Below are 14,699 nucleotides of genomic sequence, written 5' to 3'. Positions count from 1 at the left end.
ACAGCATCCAGCTGTCGGCGCTTCTCTCCGCAGCTGATGCTGAGCGTTAGAATGCCTGGTTAAAAGTTTCAGGTCGTGCATGATGTTGGCTGCCGACTTGCCATCGCCAACAGCGTCTTGATGTCGTGCATCACCGCTTTCATGCCGGATCGAATCGACTGAAATCGAGCCAGGCGCAGCAAGTTCAACACTGCCTTGCGCAGCGAGGCCATCGCTCCAGTACCACTGCCCCTGTAACGATTGAGATGGTCCATCAACGCCATGCCAGCAACGGACTGAACTCGTGGACAATCACGACAGCAGTGATCGGTGGCAAGAGGGCTGGCATAATGAAAACTTAATTCTCAGGCAACAGCATGCGGCTGCAACAGCGGGTGGCTCTGATCACCGGTGGAGACCAGGGTCTGGGTTTCGGCATAGCCCAAGCATTTGCGCGCGACGGCGCCCGGGTTTGCATTGCCAACCGCCATCTTGATGCAGGCCAGGCCGCAGCTACTCAGATCTGCAAGGCAGGCGGATCGGCCATGGCGGTCGCTATGGATGTCAGTGATGAGGCGCAGGTGGATCAAGCCTTTGCCCAATGTGACCAGCAGTGGGGAAGCGTTGACCTCCTGGTGAGCAATGCTGGAGTGCAACACATTGAGGCGCTGCGTAACCCGGCGCTGGCGGATTGGCAACGTATGATGGCCGTTCACCTTGACGGGGCATTTTTAACTACGCGAGCCGCACTGCGCAGTATGGAGAATACCGAAAAGGGGGGAATATAATCTACATTGGTTCCTTGTACAGCATCACATCCGCCAAGCTCAAGGCCCCCTATATCACGGCCAAGCACGGCTTGGTGGGCCTCTGTCAGGCCACAGCACGGGAGGGCGTTGACCACGGCATCCGCTGCAACATCATCGAGCCTGGCTTTATCCGCACCCAATTATTGGAGAAACAAATTCCCGAGCAGGCCAAAGCCCTCGGTATCTCAGAGGATGAGGTCATAAAAAGGTTATTTCTAGCTGACACCGTTGACAACTGCTTCACCACAGTGGAGGAAGTGGCAGAAGCAGCTGTGTTCTTCGCCTCCTATCCTACAAGCGCTCTTACCGGCCAGTCTTTGGCGGTCGGCCACGGCATGGTGATGCATTAGGGACAAAACTTTGGTAAATGAAAGGTGACGTCTCACTCAGAGGAATTTAGCAAACAGATGGTGCCGGTAACCATTGGCAGGTTCAACAGTTTGATTTAAGCGACTCGACTCCCACGCCGTCAGGAAAGATGATGCCGCCCTATTCTTACTCTTCAAGCATCAAGGGTCTTGGCGGAGGCAAGCAATACGTTCTTACAGCGAGGCCGTCAAATCTTATGTCAGTTGGTGGAATGGGGCCTCCTCAGCTGAAGACTGCAAAAGAGAGCGATTCGTCGATTGAGGCTGTGTAGGTCAGCAAATGCTGCCTGTGGAGATGCGTCACCTTTGAACAAGCCCCTGGTGTGGACAGGCCACCATGATTCACTTCTGGTTCCATATACTCTTTGCCTGCCACTCAAGGGCGGCGTTAGAGGTAGCCTTCTATACCTTTGTTTCTCACTGATCCCCCCCCCCCCGCACCCCACCCCGCGGCTCCGCGCAATCCCCCACCCGCCGGGGAATCAGATGCCAGTGCGCATGAAACACCGTCTGCACCGCCGCCTCACCTGAGTTCAGTCCCACATTCCAGCCGCTTATCGGGGCGTCCTTGGCGCTGAGCTGCTCTCGCCGATGCTTCAGCTGCTCCACCACACCGTTCCACTCCGGCTGGAGCAGCGCCAGCCTATCGGCCACATGACGCCGCGGGATCACCAGGCTGTGGCCCGGCGTCACCGGATTGGCATCGGCGATGCACAGCGCCAGCTCGTTCTCCAGCCGCACCCGGCCGCTGCCCGCCAGCGTGCAGAACACACAGCCCGCCTCGCGCCGGGCGTAGCTGGCCCCCAGACCACGGAAGTCGGTGGAATCGGTGTCGCGCTTGCCGGCGTTGAAGTCGAAGCAGAGGGCCTGCAGGTTGCTGAGGTCGTCGGAACCGCCGTGGTGTTTGGCACGATCTGATCCACTTCAGGGGCCCTCTGTTGCTTGTGAGCGCCGCAGCACTTGCAGCGGCCCCTGGCGCGGATGAGGCTGCGGTGGGCAAACACCTCCTCGCCACGCTGCTCGCGGAAGGCATCGAGGCGCTGGCGGCAGAGCTCCAGCAGCTGGTCGCGCTCGGCGTCGCCCAGCTCGTCGCCGCCCACCAGGGCGTCAGTGCCCCGCTCGCAGCGGGTGATGCCGTTGCCGGTGAGCACCTTGCCCACCTTTCGTTTCACGCGCTCCGGTAGACGTCGATCTGGGTCACGTCTTCCCCCAGGATCCGGCGGGCCACGACCTGCGCAGGCGCTGGTAGGTGGCGGAGGGGGGCGGGGGCATGGGGGGATGCTGGCGGGGTGAGACGGGGGTGGCACTTGTAGAGGAGACGCCTTGCTGTCATGCCGCTCTCGCAACCGCCAGACCAAGCCGATCCGCCGCTTCACTCCGAAGGTGCAAGCACCACGAGGTGTTAGCACGCGCGCTAACATGGAACGGTTGTTTCGGGTTGAGTACTACAGCCCTCGGGTTCGCGAAGACATCGAGTCCTGGCCCGTGGATCTGCTGGCGCGCTGCGACGAGCTGCTCGACCTGCTGGAAGACCACGGACCCCAGCTCGGGGCTCCACACTCCAAGGCCATGGGTGGCGGCCTGTTCGAGATCAGGCCAAGGGCCCGCTCCGGCATTGCTCGGGCCTTCTACTGCTTCTGCTCTGGTCGGGTGATCACCGTGCTCCATGCCTTCGTGAAGAAGACCCAGAAAACACCCACGCGCGAACTCCTCATCGCTCGGGAACGCCTCAGGAACGTCAAACGCCATGGCTGACATCCCCTATCAACCGCTCATCCGCGATCGCGATGCCGAACGCGCCAGGCTTGATCCGGTGCCGGGCTACAGCGAAGCGCGGCAGGAGGCTGCTGTGGAATTCCGTCTGCTCAAGCAGCTCCTTGGGGCCCGCAAGCGGGCCGGTCTCACCCAGGAGGAGGTGGCCCTGCGGATGGGCACCACGCGCAGCGCCATCAGTCGGCTCGAGGGATCTCGCAAGCACCTGCCTGCACTCTCCACGCTTCGCCGCTATGCCGATGTGCTCGGCTGCGATGTGGAGATCCAGCTTGTGCCTCGGTTTCCTGAGGGCGTTTCAGCGGTGAGCAGCTCCACTGCCGCGCAGAAGCCCTGGGCTACGCCGCCCACCAGGGCGTAGCTGCCCCGCTAGCAGCGGGTGATGCCGTTGAAGGTGAACCTTGCCCGCCACGCGATGCGCAGGATCCGGCGGGGTGTGACGGCGGGTGGCACTTGTAGGGGATAAGCCCTTCTGCCATGCCCTCCGTCATGCCCACAGCCAAGCCTGACGGGACACCCTCACGTGCGTCGTTTGTACTAACACTTTCCAGTACTTCAAGTGGGAGACGGTCGGCCATGGCTGCCATCGGTGCTTCGCCTCCTGCGCGCTCAGCCCGGCTCGGCCTGCGCGCCACGCCGGAACAGGAAGCCGTGCTGCGCCGTGCCGCCGAGGCGACCCACAAGTCGCTCACCGACTTCATCCTCGACAGTGCCTGTCTCGCTGCCGAGCAAACGCTCCTTGATCAGCGCCTGTTCATGGTCTCGGGCTCCCAGGCCCAGGCCCTGATCGATCTGCTGGACCGTCCCGAACAGACCAACGAGGGGCTCTGTGATTTGTTCGCCAGGCAGGCACCCTGGGACGCCCAGTGACCTGGCGGCCGCCGGATCGCTGGAGGCCGGTGCAGTCTCCAGATCGGCGATGGCGATCCGCAGCAGGCCTTGCGGCTCAGAGAGCACCATCCAGCAATCGCCCCTCCCGGAACGCCCTGCCGATCACCCCGGAGATTGCCCTCCTGTCGCGTAGCGATCGGTTTCTGCACGGCGATTCCGCTGATCACCGCTGACGCCAAGCTGCGTGCTCTGCCCGACCTGTTCACCGGACCAGGCCGTCAAAGCTCAGGTCATCTGCATGCGAACGAGCGTGTCCCAAACCCGCGTGGGCAGGAGCTGGCTGGCGATCACGGAAGCCGATTGGTGGCCGCTGCGGTAGCGGGCCTGGGGATTGGGGGCGGTGAGGGCCCGTTCGATGGTGCGTGCCACCTCCAGCGGTGGTGAGGCACTGCGGAAGACCGACTCCCAGCTTTTGGAGACGGCTCGCATCATCGTGCTGTAGGTGCGGCACGAGAACGATTGCTCCATCGAGGCGGAAGCCACGTGGGGAAAGTCGGTGGCGATCACACCCGGCTCCACCACCACCACGCGCACACCAAAGGCCTTGAGCTCGAGTCGCAAGGCATCGCTGAGGGCTTCCAGCGCAAACTTGCTGGCCCCGTACCAGCCAGCCCCAGGTGACACCCAGCGACCGGCAATCGAGGAGATGTTGACGATGCGACCGCTACCCCGCTCCCGCATGGCCGGGAGCAACTGCTGGGTGAGCCCCATCAGCCCAAACACGTTGACGTCGAACATCGCCCGGGCTCGCTCCAGGGGCAACGTCTCAACCGGTCCGACGTCCCCGTAGCCGGCATTGTTGACCAGGGCGTCGAGGGCACCCACCTTGGCGCTCACCTGATCAGCCAGCTGGCGGCGCGACTGCTCATCACTGACATCCAGTGCCATCACCTCGGCGCCTAGGGCAGCCAGCGGCTCCATCGCCTCCAGCCGGCGCGCCGCCGCCAACACGCGCCAGCCCCGTTCCAGCAACAGGCGCGCTGTCGCCGCCCCAATGCCGCTGGAGGCTCCGGTCACGAGAACGGTTGGGGCTGGCATGGCGAATTCTCATGGGCATGCATCCGCGAACTGTGGCAGCCTCAAGGCCTGGCAGCCCACCCCTGGCGATGATCACCCTCCGCACCCTTCCTGTTCTGCTGCTCCTGGCCGCTGGGTTCGCCCCCCTGGCCCCGCTCGAGGCCCAGGCCGGCCCGATCCTGCGCCGCGCCCAGGAACGCAAGGCCTGCCAGGACTTCGCCGGCAAGCTCCAGGCCGCCAGCAGCAACCCCCAGCAAGCCCAACTGGTGTACCAGCAGGGCGTGCTGAAGCTGGTCGAAACCTTCGGTGAAAACCCCTGCGGCGACATCCCCGCCCCCGTCGCCGCGGCACCTGCTCCTGCTCCTGCGGCGGCCGTCAGTCCCGTGACGGCACCTGCACCTGCGGCGGCTGCCAAGCCCGCCAATCCCCAGCAGGCCCAGGCCTGCCAGGAGTTCGCTGGCAAGCTCCAGGGCGCCCAGGGCAATCCTGCCCAGGCCCAGCAGATCTATGCGATGGGCACCCAGAAGCTGAGCGGCATGTTTGGCCCCAACCCCTGCCCCAACGTGCCCAAGCCCTGAGCGGCCGGCCTGGCTCGTGGGGAGCCCTGATAGGGCCCCCTCAGGGAAAGCACAGAACCTCAATCCTCCGAATCGAGCAAAATCCAACGCCCCCCTTCCATGACGGCATCGGGCACGCCGTCGCCATCGAAATCGATCTCCTGCCCTTCAGCCGCGGGCCTTTCCTCCAGGCTTTGGAGGGCTTGCCCTGGGGGTGGGGCCATCAGATCCCCTCGGCACACCTCATACCCTGCGGCTTGCGCAATCCGCACGGCAAGATCGAGCACCCCAGGCTGGGTGAGGGCCTGTTGCACGGTCCGGTCTGCATGCAGGGCGGCCAGGAAGGTCGTCTGTGCCGGGTGGGTCATGGAGAACGGGGTGGCTCTGCTGCACAGCTAGCGAGGCCAGGGCGTTCTGGCCATCGACGGCCCCAGGCTGGCTGGGATGGGCCTGCAGCAACACCTTGGCGGGCTCCAGCACGGCCATAGCCCCAAGACGGCTGACCGAGCCGCAGTGCTGAGGTGTCGCGCAACAGCTAGTTGCTTTAAGGGATGAGACGCCCATCAGAGTTCATGGATGGCATTTGGACATGACAACTCCGCAGGTTGGGAAGTGCCACCGGAGACCATGGCTTTATGAGGTAATAGGCCTTCTTTCGTTGACAGCGAGTTGTTATGTCAACCCAATCGGCCGCCAAGCTGACTACAGTCAGCCGTTCTTCAACTCAGCGCGGCTCCATGAACCATCGTCTGGCCACGGCCTGTAGCGCCCTAGTCGTGCCTTTACTCGTTGCGTCCCCAGGCGTCGCCATGGCTGATAGCTTGCCAGTGCGGATGAATACAAATATCACGGAGCAGCAAGTATTGAACACTCAACAAGGCTGGTGTAATGGCTTGTTGGCGATCAGTCAGGCTTATAAGAAAGGGGGTTTTGCGGCCGCTGAGATGACGGCCAATAAGGTTCTTGATCAAGCCTATGGCTACCAGTATGGGGCTGTGGCCTTCAAGCCCACGCTGACTCAAAATCCACAGACCTTCAGGGCTACTAAGGCAGGTGCACTGGCCTATTTTGTCGGTGGAAATTCAAGCTATCCCAATGACAAGGGCTTCGCCATCAAGCCATGGCAGAAATGCGCGATCCGCAATGAGGTGATTCAGTTGCATGGCAATTTAGCCATCACGATGGGTAATGTTGATCTCACCGACGCCAGCGGTAAGGTGACCACGGTTGACAAAACCTGGGCATTCGTCTTGGAGCCGGACGGACAAATTCGCATTGTGTTGCATCACTCCTCCCTGCCTTTCGCTGGGAAATAAGGTTGATCCCGCCGTTTTAGGTTTCTGGGGCATAGCCACTTAGCTTTTGCCCCAGTTATTGGGGTTCGCCCGGCTCGCTAGAGCGCTATTTGAGGATTAATTCGGGTTGGTGGTGATGGGCGTTGGCAGGCCTCGACCAAGCCAAGGCAAAGGGTTCCCCCAGGTGCCCTAGGCCGCTTCCTCGGCGCCACCACGCGCCGCTGGATCGCCCACCAGCTCAGCAGACTCACAAGCGGTGATCCAGCTGCGCAGCAGTGGATAGCGCTGCACCATGGCGGCGTATTCCGCGGATTGGCGGTAGGTGGCCTGCAACAGCCGGTAGTCCTGCTCGGGTTGCATCGATGGCTGCTCGCCTGCGACCAGGTCTGTGTCCTGGGCGAGCGACCTGGGGCCTGGGTGTTCGGTTGTCATGGAAATCCTGGGGGCGCTCAGGGTTGCTGCAGTGCGCTCCGCTGCAACGTTGTCGAGGCCGGCGGGTTGTGGGGGCCGCTGTCAGGGGGATCAGACAGACGCCCCACTGCCAGAGTGCCTTGTGGCGGCCTGCGCCAGGAGAAGGGAACGTGCTCAGAGCGCTGGTTGTGGTGGCCTTGGGCCTGGTGCTGCTGCTGAAGGCACCCTGCGCTGACGCCAGCAGCAGTGCGGGGCAGCGTTTTCTCTGTGAGGGCGACCCGCTGGAAGCCATCGCCTTCAACGGGGCGGTGGATGCGGCGGACATCCCCAACAGCACCGCCGACACCGTGCCTGGTGCGTTCCTGGTGTTGCGGTGGCGCCAATGGAACCTGCAACTTCCGCGCACCAACAACGCCGGCGTGCCCAGTTACTCCGATGGCCGCTGGTGGTGGCAGGCACGCGATCCAGAGCACCCAGATTTCGCCCAGTTGCGCGGCAATGTGGAGCACTACAGCTGCCAGCGTGACCAATCGGGCCAAGCAAGCCCAGAATGAACAGGCTTTCCTCAGGCTCTCCCATGGCTGATCACGACGGTCGCAAGCTCAGCGTCCGGGAGATGATCAATGCCCACCTGTTCCCGGTGTTGGCCTTGCTGGCCACCGCCAGCTCCGTGTCCATCGCCTGGTCCCTGGGACCCATTGCCGGCCAGGCCACCCGGTGGAACGCCTGCTACGACGCTGGGTTGGCTTGGTTGCAGCGCAACAGCCCTAGCATCCAGGGTGATGACCGAACGGCCATCGCGGCGAACTACTGCAATGGTGGCTTGCCCAACAAGCCGGCGCGTTGAAGCGGGCAGGCTTGGCCACGAGGGGTAACGATTGGCGGCTGATCGCGTGCTGGGTGATTGAACGAGCTGTTCCGCGCATTGGTGCAGCAATCCACCCGCTGAAGATCAGCCTCTGCGGGGGTGTCATCCGATTCTCAGCCCCGTAGGCCGAGGCCAGGCATGGACACCACGAGCCCGCAGTCGATCAGCCCGGAGCCGAACGGCCTCGATCCGATGATCGCGGCCCTCTTGCGGCCGCAGGCCTACCCCCATCCCACCGGGATGATTCAGGTGCTGCAAACCCACAGCGCCTGGGTCATTCTCACCGGCCCCTACGCCTACAAGATCAAGAAGCCCGTCAACTTCGGCTTCCTCGATTTCTCCACCCAGGCCCTACGCCAGCAGGACAGCGAGGAGGAGCTGCGCCTGAACCGGCGCCTCTTCCCCGAGCTGTATCTCGATCTCCAGCCCGTGCATGGCCCGCCGTCGCAGGCCTCCTTCTGCGGTGCTGGCCCTGGGATTGATGTGGCGCTGCGCATGCGTCAGTTCGACCAGGACCAGCTGCTCAGCGCGGTGGTGCAGCGCGGCGGCCTGACGCCAGCGATGATCGATGCCCTGGCCGATGAGCTCTCCGGGTTCCAGCGTGGGGCGGCCGTGGCCCCTGCCGGCGGTGCGTTCGGCACCCCCACCGCTGTTCGCAGTCCGCTCGACCACAACCTCGCCGTTCTGCGTGAGGCGCCGGACATCGCCCAGCCGGTGGATGCGCTGTGCCGTTGGGTGGATCAGACCTTTCAGCAACTGGAGCCCACCTTCCGTCAACGCCTCGAGCAGGGCCGGATCCGGGAGGGCCATGGCGACCTCCACCTCGGCAACATGCTGCTGGAGAACGGCCGGATCCGCGTCTTCGATTGCCTGGAGTTCAACCCATCCCTCCGCTGGATTGATGGGATCAGTGAGCTCGCCTTTCTGGTGATGGATCTGGTCGGCGCGGGCTGTGGCCCCCTGGCCATCAGGCTGCTCAACCGCTGGCTGGAGACCAACGGTGACTTTGAAGGTCTGTGCACCTGGCGCTGGTACAGCGTCTACCGCGCCCTGGTTCGCGCCAAGGTGGCCGAGCTGCGTGCCCGCCAAAGCCAGCAGGAGGGGGACCGCCAAGAGCGGGATCGCTACCTGTCCCTGGCTGCCAGCTGGAGTGATCGCCGCTCGCCTGGGCTGATCCTGATGCACGGGGTTTCCGGCAGTGGCAAGTCGTGGCTGAGTGCCCAGCTGGCTGAGGCGCTGGGCGCGATCCGCCTGCGCGCTGATGTGGAGCGCAAGCGGTTGTTTGGCCTCTGGGGGGAGCCGGCGACGTTCCGGCTCAGCGGCGATCCCTACAGCCGCGAGGTGTCAGATCAGCTGTTCCAGGTCCGTCTGCCGGCCTTGGCCACGGCCGCTGCGGCCGGTGGTTTCCCCGTGCTGATCGACGCCACGGGCCTCAGACGGGCCGACCGCCGTCCCTTTCATGCTCTGGCCCGCCAGTGGGGCGTGCCCGTGGTGACCGTGGCCTGCACGGCTCCTCTGGAGCTGCTCCGTGAGCGGATTCGCCTGCGGCAGCAGGCGGGGAGCGATCCCTCCGATGCCGGCCTGGAGGTGCTCGAGCGGCAGCTTGCCGCCATTGAACCGCTCACACCGGCCGAGCAGGGCGGCAGCGTGGGGTACGAACCGGCCACAAGCGTGCCGGCACTGATCCACACCCTGCGGCAACGTCTGGGCGGCCAGGACGCCGGGATTGCCTGAGGCTCTGGGTGGTGGAGCGGATGGCTGCTTCAGCGCCCCTGGTGAGCCGGGAGAGCTGGTTTCAGATCCAGGGCGAAGGGCGCTCCGCAGGCCCGCACCCCCGCCACCGTGAAGTGATACTTGTGATGGCACCACCTCACCTCGGCGGCATCGCCAGGGCCGGGAGGGGAGTCTGCGCCGCTGGCGGGGCAGATGCCGATCGTCATGCCCGGGTTGAGATCGATGGCCGGACGGAACAGCAGGCGCAGGCCCGTGCTGTTGAAATCGATCACCTCGGCGCGGGCGCTGAAGCCATCGGCCCGCGCTGCCAGGACGAACAGCTCGGCTGCCGGCTCCAGCCGGGCCAGCACCCGGCGTTCGGCGCCTCCCTGCTCAGCAGGGCTGTCGATGAAAGCTGCCATCGTGCGTTCCCGACCGGGCCCCAACGCTAGGCAGGGTTGGTGACCCCAACATGATCAGCAGCCCAGAGACCAAAAGCCTGGTCTACTGAACTGCCACCCCCGTTCCGACCACGCATGGGCAGCCAACCGATTCGTCTTGCGATCCTCGACATCGATGGGGTCCTCACCAACGGCAAAAAGCTCTACGGCATCGATGGCTCCGTGATGGGGAAGGAATTCTGTGACCGCGATTTCTCAGCCATCAAGGAACTCAAGGCCAGCGGGATCCAGGTGGTGTTCCTTTCGGGTGATCGGGTGGTCAATGCGCGCATGGCCGAACACCGCAAGATTCCTTTTTACAGTTCGCGCCTGGCCAGTGGCGAACTCTGCAAACGGAAGGCCGCCGAGCAGATTTTCCGCGATACCGGCATCGGCCCCGACCAAACCCTGTTCGTTGGCGATGACCTCTTTGATGTGGGTCTGGCGGAACATGTGGCCTTCTCCACCTGCCCCAGCGATGCCCACCTCAGCCTGAGGACCATCTGTTCGTTTGTGTTGCCCACGGCCAGTGGCCAGGGCTGCCTGCAGAGCCTGCTGGAGGTGCTCAACAGCCGGGGCCTGTTCCATTACCCCGCCATTGCCGATGTGGTGGCGCTGGATTCCCAGGAGCTCGTGTCCTATGGCTGAACCTTGGTTTTGATTGGGGGCCGAAGCCCCCAGCACTGCCAGGATCCATCCCATGAAACGCACCCTCCTTGCGGTCGCCGCCGCAGCCCTGGCCAGCACCACCTCCGGGTTGCCCGCCGTCGCTCAGCCCATGGGCCCGGTTGACACCGTCACCACGGCGCTGAATTCCATCCCAGACATCATCTTTTTCAAAGACACGCAGGGCGTGTACCGCGGCGGCAACACCGCCTGGGCGGCCCTGCTGGGCAAGCCGCTCGCCCAACTGATCGGCAAAACCGACCTGGATCTCTTCCCGGAAGAGATGGCCAAATCCTTCCAGGCCTATGACAAAGCCATGCTGGCCGGGGGCAAAGCCACCCGAAACAAGGAATGGCTGGTTTACCCCGATGGGAAGCGGGTGTATGTCGAGACGCTGAAAACACCCTGGCTCGGTCAGGACGGTCAAGTGCTGGGCGTGATCGGGATCTGTCACCCGATCCAGGCCGATTCCGCCGCCAAGCCCTGAGCCTCACTGAGTGCTGTCGTGCTCCTGCAGGAAGCGCTCCAGGCAGGCCCCGTACAGCTCGGGCCTCTCCAGCAGGGCATGGTGAGCCGCCCCGGGGATCACCTCCAGCCGTTGCTGGGCCAGCTGCTGCCAACCCTCCATCGCGCGGGGGGTGACGAAGTCGTGTTCGGCCGCCAGCCGCAACACCGGCAGGGTGAGGGAGTCCAGGTTCGCTTCCGTGGCGCACCAATCCGCAATCACGTCCACACCGCGCCAATGGCTGCCGGGGTGCCCTGGGGCGTAGGCCGCCACCAGCTCCGGGGGGCGTGGCGTCGCCCTGCAGCCGTGGGCTGCCTCAAAGCGGGCGGCGTCGCCATCGAGCTGGGCCAGCAGGGCTGCCACCTCCTCCAGCAACACCGGCACCGAGCTCGGCACATTGGAGAGGGTGAGCGAGCGGGGCAGCGGCAGGCCAGCGTTGGAGCTGACGGCCTCAAAGGCCAGGATGCCGCCGAAGGACTGGCCGTAGAGGTGATAGGCCGGAAGGCCCTGCCGCATCGGGATCAGCCCCTTGGCCACCAAGGCCTCCACCACCTCCACCAGGTCGCGCACCGAGGTGGCGATGGAGTACTCCTCAACCTCGGGGCTGGGCCGGTCACTGCGCCCACAGCCCAGTTGGTCGAAGAACAGCACCGGGCGTGGCAGTCGCGCGCTGAGGGGGAATAAATAGTCGCTGGGAACCCCGGGGCCGCCGTGGCACACCACCAGGGGCAGGCCATCCGCTGGGCTGGCAGGGCGTTGGTGCCCAGCCCAGAGGCGACAGCGACCGGCCCGCACCGGCAGCAGCATCGAGGTCCAGCCCGGTGGCATGGCTGGTGCGTCCGCTGCAGGCATGGTGGTGGCGTCGCTGGGGGTTTGAGTCTCGTCTGGGCTCCGGTTCCATGCTGGGGCCGTTGGACTGCTGCGATGGCTGCCGCCCTGGATCCCCACCCGGCCTTCACCGCCCTGGAGCTGGCCGTTGTCGGCCATGTGGAGTGGGTGAGTTTTCTGGCGCTCGAGCAGCTCCCAGCCGCTGGCACCATCAGCCACGCCAGCGCCTTCCGGGAGGAACCGGCCGGTGCGGCCGCCGTAGCGGCGGTGCAGCTGGCCCGTCTCACCGGCCGCCCCGTGCGGCTCTACACAGCCCTGGGCTCGGACCGCATTGGCCAGCAGGCCGCCGAGCGGCTGAGCGCCCTCGGTCTCGATCTGCAGGTGGTGTGGCGGGATGCCCCCACCCGCCGGGGGGTGAGCGTGGTGGATGCCGCTGGCGAGCGCACGATCACCGTGATCGGCGAGCGCTTGGCGCCGGCCGCCGGGGATCCCTTGCCCTGGGATGACCTGGCCCGTTGCGATGGCGTGTTTGTGACCGCCGCTGATGCGGAGGCCCTGGTCCGTTGCCGGCGGGCGCGGGTGCTCACGGCAACGCCGCGGCTGCGCCTGCCCGTGCTCGAGGCCAGCGGCGTGACCTGTGATGCCCTGATCGGTAGCGCCCTTGATCCAGCTGAAGAGGTGCCGGATGGCGCCCTGCGTCACCCACCCCTGCTGCGGATCGCCACCGAGGGGGCGGCCGGGGGGTGGAGCCAGCCCGGTGGTCGTTTTGCCGCCGTTCCCCTGGCCGCACCGCCGCTGGACAGCTATGGCTGCGGCGACAGCTTTGCGGCCGGAGTGACGGCGGGCTTGGCGGCGGGTTGGCCCCCTGCGGACGCCATTGCCCTGGGAGCGCGCTGCGGTGCCGCGTGCGCCGCGGTGTTCGGCCCCTACGCCGCCCCTTGCGGCTGACGCTGGCCCCTAGGGTCGCGCCTGGCACCAAGACCTTGACGCCGCGCCCATGGCTTTGATCCAGCTGATCAGTGTGGGGTCGCGCGGCGATCTGGAGCCCTACCTGGCCTTGCTGCTGGAGCTCCAGCGCCGGGGCCATACCGTGAAGCTGATCGGCAGCCCCAATTTCGCAGACGCGGCCAGGAATGCCGCGATTGCGTTTGATCCCCTGCCCGGTGATTTCCGCGATTTGTTGGGCTCCCCCACCGGATTGGAGCTCCTGCAGGGCAAGCCAGTGCGGCTGGTGACCGATGCCCTGCTGTTGCAGTGGCTTACCACGGCCCGCGAGGCCATCCGGGGCTGTGATCTGCTGCTGGTGCCGCCCCTGGCGTTGTGGGCCTATCACCTGGCAGAAGCGGAGGGCTGTCGTTTTGCCGTGCTCAGCCCGATCCCGGTGGTGGCCACCGCGGCCTTCCCCTTCCTGAAGTTCCCTGCTGGCCAGCCGGCCCCCGGCAGGGTGCAGCGCCGTTTAAACCGCCTCAGCTACCTGGCCTTCCGCCTGCTCAAGTGGCGCCAGGAATCCCGGCTCATCCAGGCCTTCCGCAGCCAGCAGTTGGGTCTGCCGCGGTTGCCCTGGAGCGGTGCCGCAGCGCGCCGCGATCCCCCGCCCCTGTTGACCACGCCGCCGATTCTCCATCTGTTCAGCCGCCACGTGCTGGAGCGGCCGGCGGATTGGCCCGACCATGCCCTGGTCACGGGCTATTGCTTCAACCCCAGGTCGCCAGCGGAGAGCTACAGCCCGCCGCCGGATCTGCAGCGCTTTCTCGAAGCCGGCCCGTCTCCTTTTTATGCTGGTTTCGGCAGCATGATTCCTCGCGATCCCGTGGGGCTGGCCGCGGTGCTCGTCGAGGCCGCCCGCCTCGCAGGACAGCGTCTGATTCTCTCGCCTGGCTGGGGCCGGGTGGTGCCCTCTGGCGACCTTCCCTCCACGGTGTATGTGCTGGAGGAGTGCCCCCACGACTGGCTGTTTCCCCGCCTGCGGGGCGCCGTGCATCACGGCGGAGCGGGCACCACGGCCGCAACCCTGCGCAGCGGGATTCCCTCCACGGTGGTGGCGTTCTTCGCCGACCAGCCGGCCTGGGGCCGAACTCTGGAGCAGCTCGGGGTCAGTCCGGGCACCCATCACCACAGCACGCTCAAGGCCCCAGCCCTGGCGGAGTGCCTGCGAACCATGGCCGAGATCCCCAGCTACCGCCTCAGGGCAGAGCAGCTGCGCGATCAGCTGGCTGCCGAGAACGGCCTCGCCACGGCGGTGGCTGCCCTTGAGGCGTTGCTTGTTGCAGCCCCTTGCCCAGACCCTGGCCGTGATCAGCAGGGCTGATCGGTGCCATCAGGCCTGCTGTGGTCCCAAGGCGGGCCCGCGGTCACCGGCAACTGTGAATGGGTGTTACGTTTGCATGAGCGAGCGGAATTCCGCCCCGCATCTACCTACTGCTCACCGACCAAGCCTTCGGGCCCAGGTTCGACGAGCCCCTCTCCAACCGTTCTCATGACAACCACTATTCAGCAGCGCCAAGGCGCTTCTGCGTGGAACCAGTTCTGCGAGTGGGTCACCTCCACCAACAACCGCCTGTACGTGGGCTGGTTCGGTGTGC

General features: G+C 65.2%; 22 protein-coding genes. 15 read left to right on the top strand and 7 right to left on the bottom strand.

The features are described from left to right. Positions 1-68 precede the first annotated feature (68 nt). Positions 69-212: a hypothetical protein gene (locus tag H6G16_RS00105; protein ID WP_190388303.1), complete on the bottom strand. Its 144-nt coding sequence runs from the start codon at positions 210-212 to the stop codon at positions 69-71. A gap of 144 nt (positions 213-356) precedes the next feature. Between H6G16_RS00105 and H6G16_RS12880 the strand changes: the two genes are divergently transcribed. After that, positions 357-767, top strand: coding sequence for an SDR family NAD(P)-dependent oxidoreductase (locus H6G16_RS12880; RefSeq protein ID WP_199289027.1), 411 nt, complete (start codon positions 357-359; stop codon positions 765-767). Next, positions 707-1,138, top strand: a complete 432-nt coding sequence (locus H6G16_RS12875; RefSeq protein ID WP_347238744.1) for an SDR family oxidoreductase — start codon at positions 707-709, stop codon at positions 1,136-1,138. Before H6G16_RS12880 ends, H6G16_RS12875 begins: the two co-directional genes overlap by 61 nt. A gap of 435 nt (positions 1,139-1,573) precedes the next feature. Here the strand turns inward: H6G16_RS12875 and H6G16_RS00095 are convergent, their stop codons facing one another. Further along, positions 1,574-1,927 carry an HIT family protein gene (locus H6G16_RS00095; protein WP_190388302.1) on the bottom strand — a complete coding sequence of 118 codons (354 nt, stop codon included), beginning with the start codon at positions 1,925-1,927 and terminating at the stop codon, positions 1,574-1,576. 221 nt (positions 1,928-2,148) lie between these two features. Here H6G16_RS00095 and H6G16_RS00090 point away from each other — a divergent pair, with 221 nt between their 5' ends. From H6G16_RS00090 to H6G16_RS00075, 4 genes are all read left to right on the top strand, one after another. Beyond that, positions 2,149-2,340: a hypothetical protein gene (locus H6G16_RS00090; protein ID WP_190388301.1), complete on the top strand. Its 192-nt coding sequence runs from the start codon at positions 2,149-2,151 to the stop codon at positions 2,338-2,340. Between the two features lie 235 nt (positions 2,341-2,575). Next, positions 2,576-2,911 (top strand): type II toxin-antitoxin system RelE/ParE family toxin, encoded by a 336-nt coding sequence (locus H6G16_RS00085; protein WP_190388300.1) that lies wholly within the window; start codon positions 2,576-2,578, stop codon positions 2,909-2,911. Continuing rightward, entirely contained in the window at positions 2,904-3,287 is a 384-nt protein-coding gene (locus tag H6G16_RS00080) for a helix-turn-helix transcriptional regulator (protein WP_190388299.1), read from the top strand. The genes H6G16_RS00085 and H6G16_RS00080 overlap by 8 nt, the downstream gene beginning before the upstream one ends. Before the next feature lie 215 nt (positions 3,288-3,502). Then, entirely contained in the window at positions 3,503-3,796 is a 294-nt protein-coding gene (locus tag H6G16_RS00075; RefSeq protein ID WP_190388298.1) for a DUF1778 domain-containing protein, read from the top strand. 246 nt (positions 3,797-4,042) lie between these two features. Here H6G16_RS00075 and H6G16_RS00070 read toward each other — a convergent pair whose 3' ends face one another. Then, the gene (locus tag H6G16_RS00070; protein ID WP_347238733.1) at positions 4,043-4,834 is read right to left on the bottom strand and encodes an SDR family NAD(P)-dependent oxidoreductase; all 792 of its coding nucleotides are present in this window, start codon (positions 4,832-4,834) and stop codon (positions 4,043-4,045) included. Between the two features lie 89 nt (positions 4,835-4,923). Here H6G16_RS00070 and H6G16_RS00065 point away from each other — a divergent pair, with 89 nt between their 5' ends. Beyond that, complete coding sequence (locus H6G16_RS00065; protein ID WP_190388296.1) at positions 4,924-5,412, top strand: hypothetical protein; 489 nt, start codon at positions 4,924-4,926, stop codon at positions 5,410-5,412. 59 nt (positions 5,413-5,471) lie between these two features. Here H6G16_RS00065 and H6G16_RS00060 read toward each other — a convergent pair whose 3' ends face one another. After that, on the bottom strand, positions 5,472-5,759 hold the full coding sequence (locus H6G16_RS00060) for a hypothetical protein (protein WP_190388295.1): 288 nt from the start codon (positions 5,757-5,759) through the stop codon (positions 5,472-5,474). A gap of 441 nt (positions 5,760-6,200) precedes the next feature. Between H6G16_RS00060 and H6G16_RS00055 the strand changes: the two genes are divergently transcribed. Next, on the top strand, positions 6,201-6,707 hold the full coding sequence (locus H6G16_RS00055) for a phosphoribosyl-AMP cyclohydrolase (RefSeq protein ID WP_242036053.1): 507 nt from the start codon (positions 6,201-6,203) through the stop codon (positions 6,705-6,707). Between the two features lie 168 nt (positions 6,708-6,875). Here the strand turns inward: H6G16_RS00055 and H6G16_RS00050 are convergent, their stop codons facing one another. Further along, the gene (locus tag H6G16_RS00050) at positions 6,876-7,046 is read right to left on the bottom strand and encodes a hypothetical protein (RefSeq protein WP_190388293.1); all 171 of its coding nucleotides are present in this window, start codon (positions 7,044-7,046) and stop codon (positions 6,876-6,878) included. Between the two features lie 221 nt (positions 7,047-7,267). Here H6G16_RS00050 and H6G16_RS00045 point away from each other — a divergent pair, with 221 nt between their 5' ends. From H6G16_RS00045 to H6G16_RS00035, 3 genes are all read left to right on the top strand, one after another. Further along, positions 7,268-7,651 (top strand): hypothetical protein, encoded by a 384-nt coding sequence (locus H6G16_RS00045; protein ID WP_190388292.1) that lies wholly within the window; start codon positions 7,268-7,270, stop codon positions 7,649-7,651. A gap of 23 nt (positions 7,652-7,674) precedes the next feature. Then, positions 7,675-7,944: a hypothetical protein gene (locus tag H6G16_RS00040; RefSeq protein WP_190388291.1), complete on the top strand. Its 270-nt coding sequence runs from the start codon at positions 7,675-7,677 to the stop codon at positions 7,942-7,944. A gap of 159 nt (positions 7,945-8,103) precedes the next feature. Beyond that, positions 8,104-9,699, top strand: a complete 1,596-nt coding sequence (locus tag H6G16_RS00035) for a bifunctional aminoglycoside phosphotransferase/ATP-binding protein (protein WP_190388290.1) — start codon at positions 8,104-8,106, stop codon at positions 9,697-9,699. 29 nt (positions 9,700-9,728) lie between these two features. On the opposite strand, the gene H6G16_RS00030 is transcribed toward H6G16_RS00035, so the two are convergent. Continuing rightward, positions 9,729-10,100, bottom strand: coding sequence for a hypothetical protein (locus tag H6G16_RS00030; protein ID WP_190388289.1), 372 nt, complete (start codon positions 10,098-10,100; stop codon positions 9,729-9,731). Between the two features lie 114 nt (positions 10,101-10,214). Between H6G16_RS00030 and H6G16_RS00025 the strand changes: the two genes are divergently transcribed. Together H6G16_RS00025 and H6G16_RS00020 are read left to right on the top strand one after the other, a co-directional pair. Then, positions 10,215-10,766, top strand: a complete 552-nt coding sequence (locus H6G16_RS00025; protein WP_190388288.1) for a hypothetical protein — start codon at positions 10,215-10,217, stop codon at positions 10,764-10,766. Between the two features lie 13 nt (positions 10,767-10,779). Further along, a complete protein-coding gene (locus tag H6G16_RS00020) occupies positions 10,780-11,271 on the top strand; it encodes a PAS domain-containing protein (protein ID WP_190388287.1) in 492 nt (163 codons plus the stop codon). Between the two features lie 3 nt (positions 11,272-11,274). On the opposite strand, the gene H6G16_RS00015 is transcribed toward H6G16_RS00020, so the two are convergent. Continuing rightward, the gene (locus H6G16_RS00015; RefSeq protein WP_190388286.1) at positions 11,275-12,141 is read right to left on the bottom strand and encodes an alpha/beta fold hydrolase; all 867 of its coding nucleotides are present in this window, start codon (positions 12,139-12,141) and stop codon (positions 11,275-11,277) included. 72 nt (positions 12,142-12,213) lie between these two features. Here H6G16_RS00015 and H6G16_RS00010 point away from each other — a divergent pair, with 72 nt between their 5' ends. Both H6G16_RS00010 and H6G16_RS00005 read left to right on the top strand, forming a co-directional pair. Beyond that, positions 12,214-13,065, top strand: coding sequence for a PfkB family carbohydrate kinase (locus tag H6G16_RS00010; protein WP_190388285.1), 852 nt, complete (start codon positions 12,214-12,216; stop codon positions 13,063-13,065). A gap of 49 nt (positions 13,066-13,114) precedes the next feature. Continuing rightward, on the top strand, positions 13,115-14,425 hold the full coding sequence (locus H6G16_RS00005; RefSeq protein ID WP_190388284.1) for a glycosyltransferase: 1,311 nt from the start codon (positions 13,115-13,117) through the stop codon (positions 14,423-14,425). Positions 14,426-14,699: the final 274 nt, after the last annotated feature.

Origin of the sequence: Cyanobium sp. FACHB-13342, from assembly GCF_014697415.1 — a bacterium.
GTDB lineage: Bacteria > Cyanobacteriota > Cyanobacteriia > PCC-6307 > Cyanobiaceae > Cyanobium_A.
The sequence above is the reverse complement of the archived record's forward strand: the minus strand, read 5'-3'. Positions and strand labels throughout refer to the sequence as shown.

Coding starts and splice junctions, on each gene's coding strand:
- H6G16_RS12880 (WP_199289027.1), top strand. CDS start 357: ATGCGGCTGCAACAGCGGGTGGCTCTGATCACCGGTGGAGACCAGGGT.
- H6G16_RS00005 (WP_190388284.1), top strand. CDS start 13,115: ATGGCTTTGATCCAGCTGATCAGTGTGGGGTCGCGCGGCGATCTGGAG.
- H6G16_RS00040 (WP_190388291.1), top strand. CDS start 7,675: ATGGCTGATCACGACGGTCGCAAGCTCAGCGTCCGGGAGATGATCAAT.
- H6G16_RS00065 (WP_190388296.1), top strand. CDS start 4,924: ATGATCACCCTCCGCACCCTTCCTGTTCTGCTGCTCCTGGCCGCTGGG.
- H6G16_RS00075 (WP_190388298.1), top strand. CDS start 3,503: ATGGCTGCCATCGGTGCTTCGCCTCCTGCGCGCTCAGCCCGGCTCGGC.
- H6G16_RS00035 (WP_190388290.1), top strand. CDS start 8,104: ATGGACACCACGAGCCCGCAGTCGATCAGCCCGGAGCCGAACGGCCTC.
- H6G16_RS00105 (WP_190388303.1), bottom strand. CDS start 212: ATGGCCTCGCTGCGCAAGGCAGTGTTGAACTTGCTGCGCCTGGCTCGA.
- H6G16_RS00010 (WP_190388285.1), top strand. CDS start 12,214: ATGGCTGCCGCCCTGGATCCCCACCCGGCCTTCACCGCCCTGGAGCTG.
- H6G16_RS00015 (WP_190388286.1), bottom strand. CDS start 12,141: ATGCCTGCAGCGGACGCACCAGCCATGCCACCGGGCTGGACCTCGATG.
- H6G16_RS00030 (WP_190388289.1), bottom strand. CDS start 10,100: ATGGCAGCTTTCATCGACAGCCCTGCTGAGCAGGGAGGCGCCGAACGC.
- H6G16_RS00025 (WP_190388288.1), top strand. CDS start 10,215: ATGGGCAGCCAACCGATTCGTCTTGCGATCCTCGACATCGATGGGGTC.
- H6G16_RS00055 (WP_242036053.1), top strand. CDS start 6,201: ATGGCTGATAGCTTGCCAGTGCGGATGAATACAAATATCACGGAGCAG.
- H6G16_RS00050 (WP_190388293.1), bottom strand. CDS start 7,046: ATGCAACCCGAGCAGGACTACCGGCTGTTGCAGGCCACCTACCGCCAA.
- H6G16_RS00085 (WP_190388300.1), top strand. CDS start 2,576: ATGGAACGGTTGTTTCGGGTTGAGTACTACAGCCCTCGGGTTCGCGAA.
- H6G16_RS00060 (WP_190388295.1), bottom strand. CDS start 5,759: ATGACCCACCCGGCACAGACGACCTTCCTGGCCGCCCTGCATGCAGAC.
- H6G16_RS00080 (WP_190388299.1), top strand. CDS start 2,904: ATGGCTGACATCCCCTATCAACCGCTCATCCGCGATCGCGATGCCGAA.